Genomic DNA, 17,763 nt, shown 5'->3' with positions numbered 1-17,763 from the left:
TGCGCAGCGTCGGCCGGTCCGCCGTTCGGTAGAACGGCGGAACCAATATCCCCTAGTAATCCAGCTTCCACATGTAGCGGCGCGTCATGTAGTCCTTGTGGGTGACGGCGGAGAGCGCACGCATGTAGACGTTGTTGAGGATCGGGGCAAAGATCAGGTGGTTGAAGTACTCGCTCACGCTGTCCTTGATGTCGTTGAGGCCGAGCTCCTTGGCGTCGAGCTGGTAGACGCGCTCACCACCGTACTGGTTGACAAAGCGAATGCCGCGCTCGTCGTTGCAGCGGCTGCGGCCGACGCTGATGAGCTGGAACAGCGAGGTACGCTTGTCCAGGATCTCGAAGGGACCGTGGAAGAAGTCGCAGGTGTTGATGGTGCAGGAGTCGATCTGCAGCATCTCCTGCACGTTGCAGATGCTAAAGACGTAGGCGGCACCAAAGAGCGGACCCTGAGCCATCACGTTGATGCAGGGCTTGTCGGCGTTCTGCTCGGCCCACTTGGCTGCGAGCGGACGGGTGTACTCGACGGCCTTGCGATAGATGGGGTCGACCAAGTCGAAGGCGGCCATAGCGGTCTCGTACTCGGCATAGCCCTCGGTCTGCTGCGTAAGCTCCATGGCGATCATGGTCACGACGGCAGAGTTGGTGCGGCCCATGCAGGACTCGTCGACGGCCAGGCTGTCGTACTGGATCTTGTAGTCGCAGACCTCGGTGAGGCCGGACTCGTCAACATAGATGGCGATGGTGCTGGCGCCGTGGTCCTTGGCGACCTGGGCGGCGACGATGGTCTCCTTGGTGCCGCGCATGGACACGACGACGGCCAGGGTGTTCTCGTTGACGTAGGCAGGCGTGGCGTGCACGAACTCGTTGCTGGTGTAGCTGGAGCTCACGACCTGCGTGGCCTCGTGCTCCATAAAGTACTGGGCAGGATAGTTGCCGCCGTTGGATCCGCCGGCGCCGATCCACACGACGCGCTTGATGCCGCCCTTGTCTGCCTTGTCAGCCAAAACCTGGGAGACGACGTCCTTAACCTGTTCCTGAGTAGTCATCGTGCATCAGCCTTTCTTCTCGTTTGATGCTGTCGATGGCATACAAGTTACATACATGTTTTAACGATGTCGACTAGTTGTATGCTATATTTGTCTTAGAAATTTTGCTGATGCGGTTTTCGATAACTCGTTACCAGCGATTTTATTGTTGTATTGGATACATGCTTGATTAGCCAAGCATACAAGTTAGATACAGGTTGTTCGCATGAGCACTTCGTCAAAAAAGAACTTGGCCCAATACGAGCGTCTGGCGGGTACGCTGCGTGACCGCATCGCCGCCGGCACCTACGCACGCGGAGACAAGCTGCCGTCCGAGATGGAGCTCATGGACGAATCGGGGCTGTCGCGCAGTACCGTGCGCCACGCGCTTAAGGTGTTAGTTGACGAGGGCCTAGTGCGCACCGAGCGCGGACGTGGCACCTTTGTGGCCGACACGCCCGCGCTCCACGAGAACAACCTGGTGTTTTCGAGCTATACGGCACAGGTCCAGGGTCAGGGCATGAAGCCCACCACGCGCACCGTGGACTCGGGCTTTGCCAAGGCGGCCGGCAGCATAGCTAAGTTCTTTGACGCCGCCGTGGGCAGCAAGCTCGTCAAACTTGTCCGTCTACGTTATCTGGACGACGCCCCGCTGTGCTTGGAGACCACGTATCTGCCGCCAAGCTTTGGGTCGTTCATCGATCGCGACCTCAACGGATCGCTCTACGCGACGCTGCGTCAAGAATTCCATCGCGCGCCGGCACAGGGGCACAAGACCTTTGAGGTGTGCTATGCCTCGCAAAACGAGGCGTTTTTGCTCAACGTCGAGCGCGGGCAGGCGCTAATCCTAATCACCGACTACGTCTACGACACCGACGGCCGCCCACTCCATGTCTCCAAGCGCATCCAACGCACCGACCGCGCCAAATATACCGAGCCCATCGGCTAACCTGCCAAAACCACCACAAAGGGGACAGGCACCTTCGTGGTGGTTTTAGGCGAGGAGGTCGGGGAACCAGGTTGGCTTAGGTTGGTTAGGGACGCGCTCGGCCAGGACCAGCTCCATCCAGCACATGTCGTACCAGCGGCCGAACTTTTGGGCGCAGCGGTCGAAGGCGCCCACCAGGCGATATCCCATATGGGCATGGAAATCCTGGCTGTTGTGCGTCAGGTACTCGTCGTCCTTGTCGTGCGGCACGGCAATGAGCGCGCACATGTTGGTGATGCCCATCGCGATCAGACATTGCTTGAGCGCGTCGTGCAGCTTGCGGCCCAGCCCGCCGTGGCGCACATCGCGCGCCAGGTAGATCGATGTCTCGACCGACCAGTCGTACGCCTCGCGGCTGTTAAGCGAACTCACGTAGGCATAGCCTACCGGACGCCCGTCCAACTCCATCACCAAATATGGATAGCGCTTGAGCGTACGCTCGATGCGCCCAGCGAACTCCTCAACGCTCGGCACCTCGTATTCGCAGGTAATCGCCGTCTGGCGCACATACGGCTCATAGATGGCAAGCAACGCCGGCGCATCATCGGGCGTCGCCAGGCGAATCGTCGGCTCGGACATCTCGGTCATACAACCCTTCTCCCCAAAAGCAAAGGCCGCCCTGCGCCAAGCTCAGGCGCAGGGCGGCCCCTTGTCATTACATCAGGCTACAGGACAGCCGCCAACGCGTCGATATCCTCCTGCGTCGTGGCCCAGCTGGTGCAAAAGCGCACCACCGTGTGAGTATCGTCGTACTTTTCCCAGTACTCGATCGAGGCATGCTCGCGAATGCGGGCCATGTCCTCGTTGGGCAGAATCACGAACTGCTGGTTGGTCGGCGTCTCCAAGAAGAACTGGTAGCCGCGCTCGTGCAGCACGCGACGAAGCGCCTGAGCGGTCTCAATCGCCTGGTGACCAATCTCAAAATACAGGCCATCGGTAAAGAGCGCCTCAAACTGCACGCCCGTCAGGCGACCCTTGGCCAGCAACGCACCGTGCTGCTTAATGCGCGGAATGGGATGCGCCGGAGCGCGCATGCCGCAAAACACCACGGCCTCGCCGCAAAGCGCGCCGCACTTGGTGCCGCCGATGTAGAACACGTCACACAGCTGCGCCAGCTCGGGCAGGGTAATGTCGCACTCATCGGCCGCCAGCGCATAGGCCAGGCGGGCGCCATCCACAAACAGCGGAATCTCGCGCTTCTGGCACACCGCGTGAATCGCCGCGAGCTCGGCCTTGGAGTACAGCGTGCCGTACTCGGTCGATAGGCTCACATACACGGCACCCGGGAACACCGCGTGCTCGTAGCTCTCGTTTTCGTAGAACACCTGGATATAGTTCTCGAGGTCCTCGGCGTGCATCTTGCCCTCGTAGCCGGGAATGGTGAGCACCTTGTGGCCGCCAAACTCGATAGCGCCCGCCTCATGGCAGGCGACGTGGCCAGTCTCAGCAGCAACGACGCCCTCGTACGGCGCGAGCAGCATGTCGATCACCGTCGCGTTGGCCTGCGTGCCGCCCACTAGAAAAAACACGTCGGCGTCGGGCGCCTGACAGACCTCGCGGATAAGCTGCTTGGCACGCTCGGTGTGCGCATCGGTACCGTAGCCGGACTGCGGCTCCATGTTGGTGTCGACGAGCGCCTGCAGCACTGCCGGATGTGCGCCGTGGGAATAGTCGTTGTTAAACGCGAGCATGGCAATCCTCTCTAGCCGGGCACGGGCCCGATGATTCAAACGGGGCTATTGTACGCCGTTGGGATAGGCAATGCGCGCGGCAAGACACTCAAGCGCCAGCACCAGGGCAAAGCCGCAGCTCACATCACTCAAAAAGTGAGCTCCAATCACGATACGACCAAAGGCGACGAGTGCCGAGACCACAGCCGCCGTCCAAAAGACCGCCCGGCGACGCGAAGGTTTTTCCTTAAAGGCCGCCGCGGGAAGCCCTGCGAGCATAAGGCCGATCGCCGCGTGCGCCGTGTGTCCGCTCGCAAACGACTTAAAGCCGTCCTTGATCACGCCGGCGGCAATAAAGGCCCACTTGTCGGGGTTGCCGATCACCCACCACGGCTGAAAATTGAGCCCCGGCGTGACCTCGATCACGCGCATGCGCGGGCGCGACCACAGCGGCTTGACGATCACGTTGAGGATAATGGCCTGAGCGACCCACACGGCAAGTACCATCAACGCCCAGCGCGTGAGCTCGTCGGACTCGGTCGCGCGCGTGAGGCGATAGACGATAAGGTTGGCAGCGATGACCAGCACAAACGTCAGCACCAACTGAACAGCGATGAGTTTGCCGCCAACCTTCAGGGACGAGACGATCTCGTAGCCGACCAGGCCAACGTTGACGAGGATGCCGAGCACGGCGAGCCATTTGCTCCCCCTGGAGTCGGGACGCACCGCGCGCACGAGCATAACGCCCGCGACGCTTGTCGTCAGCTCGAACGGCAGCTCGCCGGCAGCCTCGATAAAGCGGCCGTACATGCTGCCGACGTTGAACAGCGCACTCGAGATCTGATAATCGAAGAAGCTGCCCACGCCCAGACAAAGGCACAGGACAACCGCGATAATGGCGACATCTTTCTTATAGATGTATCCGAACATGCTTTCCTTTCGGTCGGTCGAAGGGCGGTCAGCCTGCAATGTAGGTGAGACGAAGATGGCTTTGTCCCGTAAATACCCTTACAGGTTGAGCATAAGTAAGCGAAAACGTTCCATTTGTGGCAAGGTGGCCCGAAGGAGGAGGGAAGCGTACTTGCGTACGCGACCGACGAGTGAGGGTCAGATTGCCCAAATGGGGCGTTTGCAGCGTCGACCCGTTAGTCGTCGTCGCTCGCACCCAGCTGCTGTAGCAGCATGAGCGCCGCGGCCACGGGGCCGGTACCGTCATTGGCGTCGAGGCCGCGACCCAGGCCGCTGCCCGCACCGGCGCCCGCCTTGTAGGGCACCGACAGCTTGCGGCTCTTGGGGAAGTTCACCGCGCCATAGCGGGTCTTAAGCTCAAAGGCCACCTTCTTGGGCACGTCGACGCCCAAAAACGTGATGCGACCGCCGCTGAGCGTGACGCTCTCGAGCCCCAGGCGCTCGCCGCGAATGCGGATGCGCGCGCGGTTGAACAGGTTGAGTCCCGCCAACGGCAGCTCACCATGCGCGGCCTCGGTCTCCTCCTGCACCTCGTCGACACTCTCCAGGTCCTCGGCCGCCGCGAGCTTACGGTACACGAGCACGCGCTGGTCCACCGCCGGCAAGTACTCCTCGGACAAGAAGTAATCGGCCGGCAGGTTAATGCCCACGCTCGCCGCCTCCACGCCGGCATCGTCATCGCCGCGCGCCTCGGCCACGGCCTGGCCCAGCATCTGCGTAAACAGGTCAAAGCCCACGCTCGACAGGTTGCCGTGCTGCTCGGCGCCCATAAGCGAGCCGGCACCACGGATCTCCAGGTCGCGCATGGCGATGCGCATGCCGCTGCCCAGGTCCTGGAACTCGGAAAGTGCGGTCAGGCGCGCCGTCGCCTCCTCGGTGAGCGGCAGCTCGCCCGGGAACATAAAGTACGCGTAGGCCTGCGTGGCAGAGCGACCCACGCGGCCCTTGAGCTGGTAGAGCTGTGCCAGACCCAAGCGCTGCGAGTCCTCGATGATCAGCGTGTTGGCGGTCGCGTTGTCGATGCCGCTCTCCACGATGGTCGTGGCGATGAGCACGTCGATCTTTTTGGTCGCGAACTCAATCATCACGTCCTCGACCTCGCGCGGGCTCATCTTGCCGTGCGCCACGCCCACGCGCGCCTCGGGCGCGGCCTCGTGCACGCGCGCCACGGCGTCGTCGATGGTCTTGACGCGGTTGGACACGTAGTACACCTGGCCACCGCGGCCCACCTCCAGGCGAATCGCCGCGCTCACCATGTCGGGGTCGTACTCCCCCACGTGCACGATCACGGGACGACGCCCGGTCGGCGGTGTGGTGATCAGGCTCATGTCGCGCACGCCGCTCGTGGCCATCTGCATGGTTCGCGGAATAGGCGTTGCCGAGAGCGTGAGCACGTCAATCTGCTCGCGCAGGTTCTTGAGCTGTTCCTTGTGCTGCACGCCAAAGCGCTGTTCCTCGTCGATGATCACCAGGCCCAGGTTCTTGGGGTTCACATCGGCCGAAAGCAGGCGGTGCGTGCCGATCAGCACGTCAATCGTGCCCTCGGCAAACGCCTTGAGCGCGCGCTTTTGCTGCGCCGGCGTACGGAAACGGCTGAGCACCTCGACCTCAAGGCCAAACGGGGCAAAGCGTTCAAAGAACGTCTCGTAGTGCTGCTGGGCCAGAATGGTCGTGGGGCAGAGCACCATGACCTGGCGACCGGAGTCCACGCACTTAAACGCCGCGCGCAGGGCGACCTCGGTCTTGCCAAAGCCCACGTCTCCGCACAGCAGGCGGTCCATGGGCTTGGGCGCCTCCATATCGGCCTTAATGTCAGCGATGGCCTCCAGCTGATCGCGCGTCTCGTCGTAGGGGAAGCTCTGCTCCATCTCGATCTGCTCGGGCGTGTCGGGCGGACAAGCGATACCGGTAATCGAAGAGCGGCGCGTATACAGATCGACCAGGTCAAACGCCAGCTTTTTGGCGTTCTTGCGCGCCTTGTTGGTGGCACGCGTCCAGTCGGCGGTGTTGAGCCTGGTCAGGCGCGGCTTGTCGCCGTCGGGACCAACGTAGCGCGTAATGCGGTCAACCTGCTCCAGCGGCACGTAGAGCTTGTCGCCGTCGGCATATTCCAGCAAAAAGTAGTCGCGCTCCTTGCCGCCCACTTCCTGGCGCGCGATCTCGCTAAAGAGCGCGATGCCATGCGTTGCGTGCACCACGTAGTCGCCCGGCTTAAACGGGAACGTGATCTGCGTAATGTCCACCTTGCGGCGGCTGCGCGCGCGGTTGGCGTCCATGCGGGCGTTGAGGTCGGCAATCGAGAACACGGCCAGGTTGGCATCGGGCACCACCACGCCCTGCGGCAGGGCGGCATCGACAAAGGTCACGCGTCCGCGCGAGATGGTGGGCACGGCGGCACCGGCGGCAGCTTGGGCGGCGCCCGCCTCGAGCGAGCGGGCGTTGAGCGCGTCGGCGCGGCGCTCGCGAATTACAGCATGAGCATCCTGGCGGGCAGCACGGTCGGCGGAATCCGCCGCTGCCACGCGCACGCGGTCGCCGATAGCGCCGGCGTTTTCGGGAGCGGCCGTCAGCGACTCCTCAAAGGTAATGCCCTCGTCACCAAAAGTGAGCTCCATCGACTCGCGCGCACCGCGATCGGGAATGGCAAACACGCAGGCGTAGCGCTTGCCCACGACCTCCTGGATGCGCGTCATAAAACGGTTGTCCGAGCCTGCGATAGCAGGCTGCTCAATCTTGAGCTCGGCCGTCACCGCGCCGCCGGCACGGATGAGGCTTACGTAGTTCAAGCGCTGCTGGGCACCAAAATCGAGCTGTTGGGCGCGCACGTACAGACCGTCCAGGCGGTCAATCCCTGCCTCGCCGGCACGAGCCTCGATATCCTCGTAGGCACGCAGGCAGTCGTCGAACAGCGAGCGCGGCTCGGACAGGACCACGAGTGCCTTGCCGCTCACGTGTGCCAACGGGCTCACGGTCTGGCCGTACATCACCGGCAAAAAGCGGTCGAGCTCGGGCGTGACGATGCGTGCATCCACCATCTCGAGCAGCGCCGCCAGCTTGCTGTCGTCCTGGCTTGCGCGGTAGAGCGCCACGTGCATGTTGTGGACCGCCTCGTCGGTGAGCGCCAGCTCGCGGCACGGGAAGATCTCGATACTGTCCTCGTTGCCGATGGTTTGGCCCGTGGAGCTCACCATGCGGCGGATGCGATCGATCTCGTCGCCGAAAAATTCAATGCGCACGGGCGCCTTTTCCTGCGCGGGAAACACCTCGACGGTGTCGCCGTGTACGCGGAACATGCCGGGCGCGTCGGCGGCGCCGGCATTGGTGTAGCCCATGCCCACCAGGCGCTGCGGCACCTCGTCAAAAGGGATCTCCTCGCCCACCGCAAAGGTCGTGGACTCCCAGTAGCGGCTCTCGACTGGTGGCACACAGCGCAGCAGCGCGCGGGCCGAGGCGACCATGATGCAGTTGTCACCGCGCACGATGCGTCCCAGGGCCTCGCAGCGCTGGGCAACCACAGCGTCGTCGGGCGCCTGCTCGCGCCACGGATAGTCCTTGCGCTCGGGAAAACGGCACACGTGTGCCAGGCCCACGTAAGCGGCAAGGCTGCGCGCGGCGCGATCGGCCGCGTCCTCGCCGCTCACAATGTAGGCCGTGGGGCGCGGACGGCGCGCAAACTGGGCGGCGGCCATAAGCGTGCGACCCGACTGAGACACGGCCAGCGTCACGTCCTCGCCGGCATCGAGTCCGGCCTCGACAGTCTGCAAGGCCTCGGCAGTGTAGAGCTGCGCGGCTATACGGTGAATGAGCATGCTGTTCCTCCGGCATTGCAACGCCAAAAGCCCGCCGGGGCAAGCTCGGCGGGTATGCGGCGGATTTCATTGCCTGTCATGGTAGCGCATGAGATGGACACGCCAGCGCACGCCAAACAGCTACCCCAAAACGCGCACGCTGGGGCAAAGGTCTGCCAGCGGGCACTCGTCGCACTTAGGCTTGCGGGCATCGCAGATCTCGCGGCCAAAGGTAATCCACTGGTGGTTGACCGACTCCCAATACTCGTGCGGCAAAATCTTGAGCAGATCTTGCTCGGTCTTGAGCGGCTCCTTGGCATGCGTCTTGGGGCTCAGCATCAGGCGGTGTGCAATGCGGTTGACGTGCGTATCGACCGCGATGCCCTCGACAATGCCAAACCCCACGTTGAGCACGATGTTCGCCGTTTTGCGCCCCACACCCGGCAGTTTGACGAGCTCCTTCATGTCGGCCGGTACCTCGCCGCCGTAATCGGTGACGATCATCTGCGCGGCTTCCACGGCGTGCTTGGCCTTGCTCTTATAAAAGCCGAGTGACTTAATGGTACCGGCCACATCGGCCACGCTCGCCCCCGCCATGGCCTCGGGCGTGGGCCACTGGGCAAACAGCCGCGGCGTCACCTTGTTGACCTGCGCGTCGGTCGTCTGCGCCGAGAGCAGTACGGCAATGAGCAGCCTAAAGGGATTCTCGTGATCCAAAAAACACTCGACCGGGCCATAGCGACGGTTGAGGCGCTCGCACACCTCAACGGCGCGCTCGCGTTTGGCGGCATTGGTCTCGCGTGGCATAATGACTCCTCGCTTCAGCGGCATAACAAACCTATGGGCACGATTGTCCCACGTATGGGGTCTTTACGCCTCCAAAAATGCGCCGGTCTGGCGGCCCCACAGGCTTGCGTACTCGCCGCCCGCCTCGACAAGCTGCGCATGCGTACCGTCCTCGACAATCTCGCCGTCCGCCAGCACCACGATGCGATCGAGCGCCGCCACGGTAGACAGGCGATGTGCCACCACAATGGAGGTGCGACCGCGCATCAGGTTCTCGAGCGCCTCCTGCACCAGCGCCTCGGACTCGCTGTCCAAGGCAGACGTCGCCTCGTCGAGCACCAGGATCGGCGCGTCGGTCAGGATAGCGCGGGCAATGGCCACGCGCTGGCGCTGACCGCCCGAAAGCTTAACGCCGCGTTCGCCCACCATGGTGTCAAAGCCGTTGGGCAGACGGTCGATAAACTCCAGGGCATTTGCCAGGCGCGCGGCCTCGCGGATCTGCTCGTCGGTGGCGTCGGGGCGTCCGTAGGCGATATTCTCGCGAATGGTGCGATGGAACAGCAGCGCCTCCTGCGGCACGTAGGCAACCTGGCGGCGCAGGCTCTGCTGCGTACAGCGCGAGACGTCCTGACCGTCCACGAGCACGCGGCCGCCCTGTACGTCGTCCAGGCGCAGCAACAGCTTGGTGAGCGTCGTCTTGCCCGAGCCCGATTTGCCCACCAGGCCCACGCGCTGGCCCGCCGCCACGTGAAGCGTCAGGTCGTCGAACACGTTCTCGCCCGCCGCGGCGTCACGGTATGCAAAGCTCAGGTGCTCAAAATCAATCGCACCTTCGGTCACTTTAAGCTCGGGAGCGTTCTCGTCGTCTGCCACCAGACGCGGCTCGTCCAGCACGCGCGTCATCTCGGCCGCATCACCGAGCGCGCGGTTGATGCGCTGCATCATGGAGCTTACGTAGTTCAGACGCATGGTGAGGTTGTACGTATAGGTAAAAATCATGACGAGCGCGCCGGCAGAGATGTCAAACCACGCGTTGCCTCCCGCGACGAACACGCTCACCACGGCCATGGTGATGACGATAAGGCCCGAGGTCGTAAAGTTGCGCTGCATCATGGCGTGCATCGAAACCGTCTCGGCGTCGCGCGCGGCGCGGTCGGCGGCATCGAACAGGTCGCGCTCAAAGTCCTCGCGCCCACAGGTCTTGACGGCCAGGATGTTCGTGACCGCGTCGGACAGCACACCCGACAGCTTGTTCTGCGCGGCGGACGTCGCGGCCGAAAGCGGCATGATGCGCTTATACATAAGCCAGACAAACGCGATGTAGACGACCATGATGCCCACCAAGATCACGGTAAACGTCGGCACCACCGGAGCGAGCGCCGCCACCGTGCAGACAACCGAGGTGATAGTGGGAATGAGCGAATACACCGTCACGTCTACCAGCCCCGTATAGCCGCTCATAAAACGACTCGTCTGGCTCACGAGCGATCCGCCAAAGCGGCTGGTGTGAAATGTCATGGATTGATTGGAGAGCGTGTCGAAGCACAGGCGCGCCAAGTGATAGTTACCCGCAATCTCGAGCTTGTAGACGGTGTAGTCCTGCAGCTTGGAGAGGATCTGGCCCACTAGGTTAACGAGCACGAGCGCCAGAATGTAGGGACCAAAGACCTCGAATACTTGATCGCCCGCCACGGAACCCGCTTGGACGCGGTCGACGATGAGGGCCATCACGTAGGTGTTGGCAAACGTGAGCAAAAAGATGTAGCCCGCCGACGAGAACACCGAGAGAAAGACGATCAGCGGCTGCGTGCGCGTGACGTCCCAAAAACGCTGCAGCGTGCGGCGCACGGTGGAGCGTTTGAGCGGACTGGTGTTTCTCTGAGACATGGGCTTCCTTTCGCGTCTGATAGGGCGAAACGCCATTGTTGCACACTAAAGCGCACTTCAGGCAAGTGCGACGCGAAAAGCGCCCGCGTCCCGCGCTTGCGCAGGCGCCCCGCCGTCAGATGCAGCTAGTCCTCGTCTTTTTGGTCTGCGAGCAGCTCCGCAGACGTGAGTCCCAAGATCTCGTCGGCCTCCCGCGCGTCTTCCAGCGCGTCGATATCCTTGAGCTTGCGCTCCATAACGTTGGTACGCGTGGTGATGATGCCCTCGACCGTCTTTCCTGCGGTCTCGATCTGCTGCTGGGCGCGGCGCAGCGCCGCCTGATAGCGCGGCAGCTCGGCCTTGACGGCAGAGAGCACGCGCAGCACGTCATCGGTGCGTTTTTGCAACTTAAACGTCTGGTAGCTCATCTGCAGGCTGTTGAGGATGGCCGCCATGGTGCTGGGGCCGGCAACGTTAACGTAATAGTCGCGGCCCAGGGTCTCGATAAGCCCGGGGCGGCTGACGACCTCGGCGTACAGGCCCTCAAACGGCACGAACATAATGCCAAAATTGGTGGTCGCGGGCACGCTCAGGTACTTTTCGCAGATGTCCTTTGCCTCGCGTTTCACCATAGCGTCGAGTGTCTTGCGCGCGGTGGCCACAGCTTCGGCATCACCCGACTCTTGCGCGTCGAGCAGATGCTCGTACGCGTCGCCCGGGAATTTGGAGTCGATCGGCAGCAGCACGGGATCGCCCTCGTCCACCGGCAGCTTGACGGCAAACTCAACGCGCTCCGAGGCGCCGGGCTTGGTGGCGACGTTTTCCAGATACTGGTCGGGCGTAAGGATGTCCGCCAGGATTGCACCCAGCTGTACCTCGCCCAAAATGCCGCGCGCTTTTACATTGCCCAGCACGCGCTTGAGGTCGCCCACGCCGGTGGCGATAGACTGCATATCGCCCAAACCCTTGTACACAGCCTCGAGCTGGTCGCTCACCTGCTTAAACGATGCAGACAGGCGATCGTTGAGCGTACGGGAGAGTTTCTCGTCCACCGTCGCGCGCATCTGATCGAGCTGCACGTTGTTGTCCTTGCGGATGGCGCCCAGCTGGGCATCGACCGTCTCGCGCACCTTGTCCAGGCGGTGCTCGATGCCCTCGCGGTTGGCACCGAGCTGTTGGGCCGTCTCGCGGCGCAGGTCATCCATACGGTCGCCAGCCTGCGAGAGCTCACGCGCGATGGTCAGGTAACGCTGCTGCTCTACGGCCGCATCGGTCGTCTGCTGTTGCGCGATGGCATTTGCCGTGCGGCGGGTTTCTGCCAACGCGACGTTGAGGGTGTCGAGCGCGTTGTTGGCCTGCTCGAGCGCAGCCAGCATCTCTGCCCCGTCATCGCCACGCTCCTGCAGCTCGGCACGAAGGCCCTTAAGCTGCAGGGCACAAGCCACAGCAACCCCCACCGCCACCAAAGCAATCACAACAAGCACGATATCAATAGCAGACATAGACTCCGCCCAACAAACTCAATCGATCATCAATCAAAACCGCGATCAATCTTACCCCGCCACACGCACCGGGCGTCACGCGGCAATCGGACAAATGGATTTTGGGCCACAGGTACTAAAACGCTAACTCTCCCAGCCGGCGCGGATGGTTGCTACGACATCGCTTAGGCGCTGGCCGAGAGCTGCTAAGTGCTCAAGCACCTCGCTGGGCGAGGCGCCGTTGAGAATGCACGTGAGGGCATATGAGGCCAAGAAGATTGCCGCGAGCCCTAACGGGATCAGCACGATCATCGCCAGCGTACGCAGGCGCTGGGTCCAACGACGGCGACGCGCACGACGCTTGTCGAACGCAAGCTCCTGCGCATATGAATCTTGCTGTACGGAATAGGCTCCTGGGTCCACCTCACCCGCAGACGATACCGCGGACGCGGCGTTTTGCGCAGGAGGCTGGACGGCCGCCCCTTGCATTTGCATCTCCATAAGCCGTTGCTGCTGGCGCAACATGCGCTCGGCTTGTTGCCGCGGGGTCTCAAGAAACAGATCCATGTTGGCCTCCTCAATCGGAGCATTCGACGCTTGCGCCCAGCATCCCGCACCATCGCGACCGCGGCAACGAAATCCGCGGCAATAGCCGCAAAGATTCTATAGTCAGAAAACTGTCGAAAAGCTCAACAACTCCCCTACCAGCACTTTCTCTGAGCTTTTTTATCGAATGATCTTTTGCCCTTCCGCCCTTACGCCAACCGACCAAAACCTAACCAAAAGCTTGACGGAAATTGTGAAGACCGGGACCCCACACAAAAAGTGCCGCCCCAAAAGGGGCGGCACACAAACTTCTAATCAGCTTTTCAGTAACGAGCACGCGACGACCCGAAGCGGGCCGGGAGGGCCGGACTACCTTCCCTCAACGCGACCCTGCGAAGCCGTGAGCGAGGAGGGAAGGTAGTCCGGCCCTCCCGGCCCAGCTCACGCTAGCACCACGCGCTAGTAGTTCACCACCTGCTCCTCAAAGTACGCCTTCGGGTGGTTGCACACCGGGCACACCTCGGGCGCCTCGGCACCAACATGCAGGTGTCCGCAGTTCAGGCACTTCCACACCTTTACGCCCTCGCGCTCAAACACCTCGCCCGATTCAATGCGCTCGACGAGCTTGTTATAGCGCTCTTCGTGGGCCTTCTCGACAGCGGCGACGCCGCGGAACTTCTCGGCGATCTCGGCAAAGCCCTCCTCCTCGGCGGTCTTGGCAAACTCGTCATACATCGTGGTCCACTCGTAGTTCTCGCCCGCGGCGGCGTCGCGCAGGTTGTCCAGAGTGCCCGGAACGGCGCCATCGTGCAGATACTTAAACCACAGCTTGGCATGCTCGGACTCGTTGCCCGCCGTCTCGGCAAAGATATTCGAGATCTGAACGTAGCCGTCCTTTTTGGCCTTGGATGCATAGTAGCGATACTTGGTGTGTGCCTGGGACTCACCGGCAAAAGCAGTCTCGAGGTTCTTCTTGGTCTGAGAGTTCTCAAAATCCATAGGTGTACTTCCCTTCAACACGTGCCGCCCATAGGCTTTGAGCGGCCCTGTCTTTAGGATGCCCTCAAGCCGAGAATTTAAACCTTACAATCCCGTTCTTCAGATTTGAGCGGGCTACACGCTCAACCAACGATCGCCCTCGGAGCGGCAAAAGCCCTCGCGCTCCAGATCGGCAAGGATGCTTGCGACCAGCTCGCGCTCGACCGGCTCTCGGCCGGCTGCCGTCTCCATCTCGTTAACGCCTGCAACAGCTTCATCGAGCGTAATACCTGCCGGCTGCCCATCGCGCGCCGCCAGCAGCATGCGCACAATGTGGGCGCGCTTTTGGCGACGCGAGCCTTCAAACTTGGACTGACGACTATAGCTCGCCGACCGCCTGGACGGATTGGGCAGCGTCTTTTTAAGATACGCGCCGTAATCCAGCAACGCGTAATACCACGCGCGCGGCGTGTCGGCATCGTCTTGAGGCGCGGCAAAGGGCGCAATCTCATCCGCCGCCGCACCGGGGGCCGCCGGACAGGCAGCTTGAATCAGCGACACCAGCTCGCGATCGGGAACGGCCGGCACATCGGGAAAGAAATGATGCAAAAAGACCGTGCGCACGTTGGTCTCCAGATACACGCCCGGAAGATCGAATGCAAACGAACGGATGCCCTGCGCCGTTGCCGGGCCAATGCCGGGCAACGCGACCAGATCGTGCATCTCACGCGGAAACTCCCCATCCCAGTCCTCCACAACGCACTGTGCAGCCCTGTGAAGCGCCAGGGCGCGGCGATTGTAGCCCATCCCCTGCCACGCATCCAAGACATCGGAAGGGGCGGCCTGAGCAAGCGCCCGGACAGTCGGAAAGCGATCGAGCCACGCCGGCATGCGCGTCTCCACGCGCGGCACCTGCGTCTGCTGCAGCATGACCTCGGAAAGCCAGATGATATACGGGTCGCGCGTGCGGCGCCACGGAAGGTCGCGATAACGCAGGACCCCTTCCGAACGAATCATCGAACGAAAAGGGTCCTGAATCATGACAATGCTCCTTATGCGGCGCTATTCCTCCCGGCAAGCATACGCGCAGGCGGCGTACTCGGGAAACGCATCGCGGTCGGCGAACTTGGGATCGACAGCCGGAAACTGGCGATGGGCGACGATATCGCCGAGCGAAACGGAATCGAGATAGTCGCGCATCAGCGCCTGGGCTCCGGCCCACAGGGGATGATAGCAGCACGTGCCCATGCGCGCACAGTCGCCATCGGGCGCGGTGCAATCGTTCATAACCATGGGGCCCTGAACGGCCTCTACGACCTGACGGATCGTGACATCGTCGGGGCTCACCTTAAGGCGCATGCCGCCATGAACACCACGCAGGCTCTCCACAATGCCGGCCTGAACCAAGCCGTGCTGAATCGAACGGGCAAACGAATACGGAACATTGACCTCTTCGGCAGCAGTGCGAACAGAAAGCAACCGCTCCGGCTCCTCGGCAAGCATCGCAAGCATGCGAAGGGCATAATCAGTCTTCCTCGATATGTCCATGTTTCCCCTTTCAAGGAATACGAACAGCTCGAACGAGCTCCGGGGCCGAGCTTGTGTCGAGACGCCAAATGACCGCCTGAACAACCAAATTATAAAATGGGTGTTCACTGAATGCCGCACTTGAAGACTAGCTGAATCAGGTACGGCCTAAAGTGCAATTTAGTATAACCGAACCCCCTGCTTCATTGAACAGATGTTGCGCAACAAACCCCCTGTTTGAACACATATATCAGTAGAGGCCGGCTCGCTCGTTGCGAATGCGGTGATTTGGATAAAGAGGCATATAAGATCGAGGGCCTATTAAACGCAAAAAGCCACGTCCGAAGACGTGGCTTTAATTGCGTTGGCGGGAAGTACGGGGCTCGAACCCGCGACCTCCGACGTGACAGGCCGGCGCTCTAACCAAACTGAGCTAACTCCCCAGGCAGTCGTTCGCGTTTGTTTCCGCTCGCGTGCGCTGCGGGGATTAGTATACACAGAAGTCTGTCCGGCGCGCAACAACTTTTTTGAAAAAGTTTTTCGGTCCCTCCGGGAGGGTCTCCGGGGCCGGCTGGCGCGGGTTGAGTTTGCTGCTCTACAGTCCTGCGCAAGACGGAAAGCACATTAAGTGCTTTCCTTTGCGTGCGGAACTCGCGACAAACTCAACCCGCGCCAGCCGGCCCCGGAGACCCTCCCTGCCGTCACTTGCTTCAAAGACTTTGTTCCTCGCCGCTTCCGCGGCTCGAGGTCCCCGTTCTCCTCGGCAGGGTTGTCTAAGATTGTTGTTGAACTTCGGCCTTTGGCTCAAAGAAAAACGGGAGATGCGATCTGCATCCCCCGTTTTTGTTGCACCTACTCTAGGTCAATAAATTTGGTGCTCAGAATCTTGCCGTCCTTGACGAGCATTCTGGCCATGGTGGGGCCTCGGGTGCCTCTTGGATAGCTGGCACTGCCTGGGTTGAGGACCAGGCAGCGGCCTACTTGGGCTTCTTTGGTTACGTGGGTGTGACCGTTGATGGCTACGTCCACGGATCCCACCGGAAGGTCTTCACGGTAGTGGGCTACGGCGAACTTGAGGCCTTCGTAGGTAAAGAGCGCCAAGCGGTCCACATCGGGGCCGTAGTCGCGGTAGTAGTCGTTATTACCCAGCACCGCTCGCACGGGGGCGATGGTGCGCAGATGCTCGTAATCCATCTCCGACGTAAGGTCACCGGCGTGGATAATCAGATCCGCACCCTTAAGCTCGTCCAAGAGCGCAGGCGAAAGATAGCCGTGGGTGTCCGAGATAATGTCGATACGCTTGGCGCTTGCACTGTTCATGGGATCCCTTCCGCAAAAAGATTTGGTGCATTCATGCAAAAAGCCCCACGGCTCCGCAGACGATTTTGGTCTACAGGGCTGCGGGGCCGGTGTACTAGAGGCTCAGGGCCTTTTTGAGCGGTACGACGCGACGGCGCGAAACCGGTACGCGTTCGTCGACGCCCGTAATGCCCAGCTGGATAGCGCCCGAGGGAACCGTCTCGACGTCGGTGACACACGCCAAGTTGACGATATAGCGGCGGTGAACGCGGAAGAAGCCAAAGTCGCAGAGCTTGGCCTCGAACTGTGCCAGCGAGGTCGTGGACAAAAAGCGGTCATCGACCGTATAAATACAGGAGTAATCGTCCTTGGCCATAATAAAGCGAATGTCGTCCACGGGGATGAGGACCTTGCGGCCGCCCTTTTCCACCGGGATGCGCTCGATGGTCACCTTGCTGTCCGTGACAGGCTTGGCGCGTTGCATTACCTTATCGATTGCTCGATCCAGGCGAGCCTCCTCGACCGGCTTCATCAGATAGTCGACGGCATCCACATCAAACGCCTCGACCGCATGATCGCTGTACGCGGTTACGAATACGATCGCCGGCGGATTCTTGAGCTTATGCAGTGCCTCGGCAAGTTGCAGACCCGAAGCGCCAGGCATCGAGATATCGAGGAACACAACATCGACGCGGCTCTCCATAAGCATCTCGATAGCGGAGCGAACGCTCGACGCTTCTGTGATCGTGCCGATCTTGCCCGTCTGCTCGAGCAAGAAGCGAAGTTCCGAACGGGCCGGGGCCTCATCATCCACAATCATCGCACGCAGCATAGGGATAAA

Annotated in this window: 15 protein-coding genes and 1 tRNA gene; 1 reads left to right on the top strand and 15 read right to left on the bottom strand. The window is 61.5% G+C overall.

All coding sequences use genetic code 11. The features are described 5' to 3' along the window. Nucleotides 1-52: 52 nt before the first annotated feature. Nucleotides 53-1,045, bottom strand: a complete 993-nt coding sequence (locus tag DW823_RS04790; protein ID WP_006235139.1) for an SIS domain-containing protein — start codon at nt 1,043-1,045, stop codon at nt 53-55. Between the two features lie 205 nt (nt 1,046-1,250). On the opposite strand from DW823_RS04790, the gene DW823_RS04785 reads away from it, so the two are divergent. After that, complete coding sequence (locus DW823_RS04785; RefSeq protein ID WP_118080706.1) at nt 1,251-1,973, top strand: GntR family transcriptional regulator; 723 nt, start codon at nt 1,251-1,253, stop codon at nt 1,971-1,973. Between the two features lie 45 nt (nt 1,974-2,018). On the opposite strand, the gene DW823_RS04780 is transcribed toward DW823_RS04785, so the two are convergent. The 14 genes from DW823_RS04780 to DW823_RS04715 all read right to left on the bottom strand — a co-directional run bounded on the left by DW823_RS04780 (nt 2,019) and on the right by DW823_RS04715 (nt 17,754). Then, the gene (locus DW823_RS04780; protein WP_118080704.1) at nt 2,019-2,600 is read right to left on the bottom strand and encodes a GNAT family N-acetyltransferase; all 582 of its coding nucleotides are present in this window, start codon (nt 2,598-2,600) and stop codon (nt 2,019-2,021) included. A 77-nt stretch (nt 2,601-2,677) separates the two neighbouring features. Then, nucleotides 2,678-3,703, bottom strand: coding sequence for a low specificity L-threonine aldolase (locus DW823_RS04775; RefSeq protein ID WP_118080702.1), 1,026 nt, complete (start codon nt 3,701-3,703; stop codon nt 2,678-2,680). A 45-nt stretch (nt 3,704-3,748) separates the two neighbouring features. Continuing rightward, the gene (locus DW823_RS04770) at nt 3,749-4,612 is read right to left on the bottom strand and encodes a phosphatase PAP2 family protein (protein ID WP_118080700.1); all 864 of its coding nucleotides are present in this window, start codon (nt 4,610-4,612) and stop codon (nt 3,749-3,751) included. Between the two features lie 215 nt (nt 4,613-4,827). Further along, nucleotides 4,828-8,460: a transcription-repair coupling factor gene (gene mfd / locus DW823_RS04765; protein ID WP_118080698.1), complete on the bottom strand. Its 3,633-nt coding sequence runs from the start codon at nt 8,458-8,460 to the stop codon at nt 4,828-4,830. Nucleotides 8,461-8,580: 120 nt separating this feature from the next. Continuing rightward, a complete protein-coding gene (gene nth / locus DW823_RS04760; RefSeq protein WP_118080696.1) occupies nt 8,581-9,246 on the bottom strand; it encodes an endonuclease III in 666 nt (221 codons plus the stop codon). A 63-nt stretch (nt 9,247-9,309) separates the two neighbouring features. Then, nucleotides 9,310-11,112, bottom strand: coding sequence for an ABC transporter ATP-binding protein (locus tag DW823_RS04755; protein WP_118080694.1), 1,803 nt, complete (start codon nt 11,110-11,112; stop codon nt 9,310-9,312). 125 nt (nt 11,113-11,237) lie between these two features. Continuing rightward, nucleotides 11,238-12,593 (bottom strand): DNA recombination protein RmuC, encoded by a 1,356-nt coding sequence (rmuC, locus tag DW823_RS04750; RefSeq protein WP_118080692.1) that lies wholly within the window; start codon nt 12,591-12,593, stop codon nt 11,238-11,240. Between the two features lie 123 nt (nt 12,594-12,716). Then, nucleotides 12,717-13,139, bottom strand: coding sequence for a hypothetical protein (locus DW823_RS04745; protein WP_118080690.1), 423 nt, complete (start codon nt 13,137-13,139; stop codon nt 12,717-12,719). 438 nt (nt 13,140-13,577) lie between these two features. Next, entirely contained in the window at nt 13,578-14,117 is a 540-nt protein-coding gene (gene rbr / locus DW823_RS04740; RefSeq protein WP_006235152.1) for a rubrerythrin, read from the bottom strand. A gap of 114 nt (nt 14,118-14,231) precedes the next feature. Then, entirely contained in the window at nt 14,232-15,137 is a 906-nt protein-coding gene (locus DW823_RS04735) for an adenine glycosylase (protein ID WP_118080688.1), read from the bottom strand. Nucleotides 15,138-15,158: 21 nt separating this feature from the next. After that, nucleotides 15,159-15,644 carry an Rrf2 family transcriptional regulator gene (locus DW823_RS04730; protein WP_118080686.1) on the bottom strand — a complete coding sequence of 162 codons (486 nt, stop codon included), beginning with the start codon at nt 15,642-15,644 and terminating at the stop codon, nt 15,159-15,161. 344 nt (nt 15,645-15,988) lie between these two features. Continuing rightward, nucleotides 15,989-16,066, bottom strand: a tRNA-Asp gene (locus DW823_RS04725). A 409-nt stretch (nt 16,067-16,475) separates the two neighbouring features. After that, nucleotides 16,476-16,943 carry a YfcE family phosphodiesterase gene (locus tag DW823_RS04720; RefSeq protein ID WP_118080684.1) on the bottom strand — a complete coding sequence of 156 codons (468 nt, stop codon included), beginning with the start codon at nt 16,941-16,943 and terminating at the stop codon, nt 16,476-16,478. A 94-nt stretch (nt 16,944-17,037) separates the two neighbouring features. Further along, nucleotides 17,038-17,754: a LytTR family DNA-binding domain-containing protein gene (locus DW823_RS04715; RefSeq protein WP_118080682.1), complete on the bottom strand. Its 717-nt coding sequence runs from the start codon at nt 17,752-17,754 to the stop codon at nt 17,038-17,040. Between the last annotated feature and the right edge of the window lie 9 nt (nt 17,755-17,763).

This window comes from Collinsella sp. AM34-10 (assembly GCF_003469185.1).
GTDB lineage: Bacteria > Actinomycetota > Coriobacteriia > Coriobacteriales > Coriobacteriaceae > Collinsella.
This window is presented reverse-complemented; position numbering and strand designations above follow the sequence as displayed.